At 61.9% G+C, this 2,291-nt stretch carries 2 protein-coding genes and 2 pseudogenes; 2 read left to right on the top strand and 2 right to left on the bottom strand.

Annotated features, from left to right (window positions below; translation table 11 throughout):
• Positions 1-264: pseudogene (locus VN004_RS02655) on the bottom strand (glutamine amidotransferase); the annotation flags it as partial.
• A gap of 181 nt (positions 265-445) precedes the next feature.
• Here VN004_RS02655 and VN004_RS02650 point away from each other — a divergent pair.
• Both VN004_RS02650 and VN004_RS02645 read left to right on the top strand, forming a co-directional pair.
• On the top strand, positions 446-1,132 hold the full coding sequence (locus tag VN004_RS02650; RefSeq protein WP_325606743.1) for an XRE family transcriptional regulator: 687 nt from the start codon (positions 446-448) through the stop codon (positions 1,130-1,132).
• 72 nt (positions 1,133-1,204) lie between these two features.
• Positions 1,205-1,660 carry a thioesterase family protein gene (locus tag VN004_RS02645; RefSeq protein WP_325606741.1) on the top strand — a complete coding sequence of 152 codons (456 nt, stop codon included), beginning with the start codon at positions 1,205-1,207 and terminating at the stop codon, positions 1,658-1,660.
• Between the two features lie 44 nt (positions 1,661-1,704).
• Here the strand turns inward: VN004_RS02645 and VN004_RS02640 are convergent.
• Positions 1,705-2,291, bottom strand: a pseudogene (locus tag VN004_RS02640) (hypothetical protein); the annotation flags it as partial.

Raw genomic sequence — 2,291 nt, 5'->3', positions numbered from 1 at the left:
GTCGCGAACTTTCTGCTCGATGCTTTTCGGTGTCGTCAGGACGATATGACTGCCGCGCTTCGAACTGGCGAGCGGCCCACCGATGTCGGCCGAGATTTCGTCGGCGATCGTGTCGATGTCGTTGCCGAGGTTTGAGCGCAGGGTCAGCTTGATATGGTTGCCGTCGCCAGCGCCATAGACGGCGAAGCCGGCGCTGTCCGGACCGCGGTCGGTCATGACTCCGAGCATTTGCGACAGCATCGCGCCGAGCTGCGGCTCGAGCATCCTGGACTTCAGAAAAAGCCCGACAATTCCGCACATAATTGATGTTTCCCTGACGGGACGGCGATGCCAAACCTTAGAGGCGCGCCACGGGTGCGTCAACTAGCAAGAACGAATTGTTCTTGGTAAGAACATAGCCTATGAACAGGTTCGGTACGTGCTCAGGGGCTTTTGCGAGGATGTCATGAGCGGTCGGGACAAGGGCAAACGCCCCATCAAGAAAACGGCGCGCAAGGTCGCAAGCGATCAGGACGAGGTGGCGCTGCGGACCGGCTCGCTCGCACCCGCGGAGGACACGCCGCGATCGCTGGAGGTCGCGATCGGCGCAGAGGTGCGGCGGCTGCGAAAATCCCTCGATCTGACCGTTGCGGAACTCGGCGCTGCCGCCGGGGTGTCGGCGAGCATGATGTCGAAAATCGAGAATGGTGCGATTTCCGCGTCGCTCGCGACGCTCAAGGCCCTCGCTGCGAGTCTGAATGTGCCGATCACCCGGCTGTTCTCGGAGAGTGAGGAGCGCCGGGATTGCTCGTTCGTGAAAGCCGGCCGCGGCGTCCGGATCGAACGCCGCGGCACGAAGGCGGGGCATCAATATGACCTGCTCGGCAATTCGATGAAGGGCAACGTCGTCGTCGAGCCCTATCTGATCACGCTTCGTGACGACGCTGTGCCGTACACGCATTTCAGGCATGCGGGCGTCGAACTGATCTACATGCTTTCAGGCAAGGTGCGCTATCGCCACGGCGACGATAGCTACGTGATGGAGCCCGGAGACACGTTGTGTTTCGACGCGGCGGCGAGGCATGGCCCCGAAGAGCTCATCGAAGCGCCGATGCAGTATCTGTCCATCATCATGTATCAGCGGCAGGACTAAGGACGCATTGCCCACACGCGTGCGAAGGCGATACGACGCGAACCATCAATTGAGACAGCAAGCGAGACCAGGATGCAGGAAACCAAGTTCAATGCGCCGGCTGGTGCGTTCACCCGAACCGTGCAGATCCGGTTCTCGCACTGCGATCCGGCGGGCATCGTTTACTTCCCGCACTATTTCAACATGGTCAACGGACTGATCGAGGACTGGTACACCGAAGAGCTTCAGGTGAATTACGCTGATCTCATCATCCACGACCAGCACGGCTTCCCCTTCGTCCATGTCGATACCGACTTCAAGATTCCGAGCCGGATGGGGGAGAAGCTCGACCTGACTTTGCTGGTCGAGAGGATCGGGCGGTCGTCGCTGACGCTAGTGATCGTCGGCCACAAGGATGGCATCGAGCGGCTGCGCGCGCGCACCGTGACGGCAATGATGTCGCTGACGACGCGGCGCTCGGTGGAGTTGCCGCCCGCGCTGCGCCAGGCCTTCGAGACCTATGCCGCGAAGACGCGTGAGGCGCATTAAGGCGAATAGGAACTGCTCGCCTCCCGCGTTTCGTGACGCGCGCGCTACTCGTCGTGGAACGACGTCATGGTTCGCGGTTTCCCGCTGAAGCCCAGTTCCGACCAGCGCGACACGACGCGATCGTGCACGGATTTCCGCAGCAGGGTGGATTGCGGGAATTGCGCAAGATGGCGGTGCGGCTTGCACGCATTGATCAGCACCTTCGAGCCATAGGGGCGTGCTTCCGGCGGAAACTGACTGGGGTCGAGGCCGGTCGACCAGGTGTTGCGCAGGATGTCGATGTCCTCCGACGGGTGGCACCGCGTCGACAGCGCCCACAGAACATCGTTGAGATCGGTCGGATCGACGTCCTCGTCGACCACGATGACCCATTTGGTGAAATAGGCCGCAGCCGGACATTGCGCGGCGAGCGCCAGCACCTGCGCGGAGTGGCCGGCATATTTCTGCTGAAGGGATACGACGACCATGCCCCATCCGGAAGCGGCGGCCGGATGCGAATACGCGCCAACGACGCCGGGGACGCCGATCCGCTCGAGATCGTCCAGAATGCGCGCCGACCGCATGATCGCGTAATATGCGCCGATCTCGCAGGACGGATACCGGGCCATCAATGCGTGCGTGAAGATCGGCG

It is taken from the genome of Pseudorhodoplanes sp., assembly GCF_035565855.1.
In the GTDB taxonomy this organism is placed as follows: domain Bacteria; phylum Pseudomonadota; class Alphaproteobacteria; order Rhizobiales; family Xanthobacteraceae; genus Pseudorhodoplanes.
Note: the sequence above shows the minus strand (reverse complement) of the source record. Positions and strands in the feature narration are given on the sequence as shown.

What these genes read in the sequence shown, in the direction of transcription:
- VN004_RS02650 (WP_325606743.1), top strand. Translation starts at nt 446, where the DNA reads ATGAGCGGTCGGGACAAGGGCAAACGCCCCATCAAGAAAACGGCGCGC.
- VN004_RS02645 (WP_325606741.1), top strand. Translation starts at nt 1,205, where the DNA reads ATGCAGGAAACCAAGTTCAATGCGCCGGCTGGTGCGTTCACCCGAACC.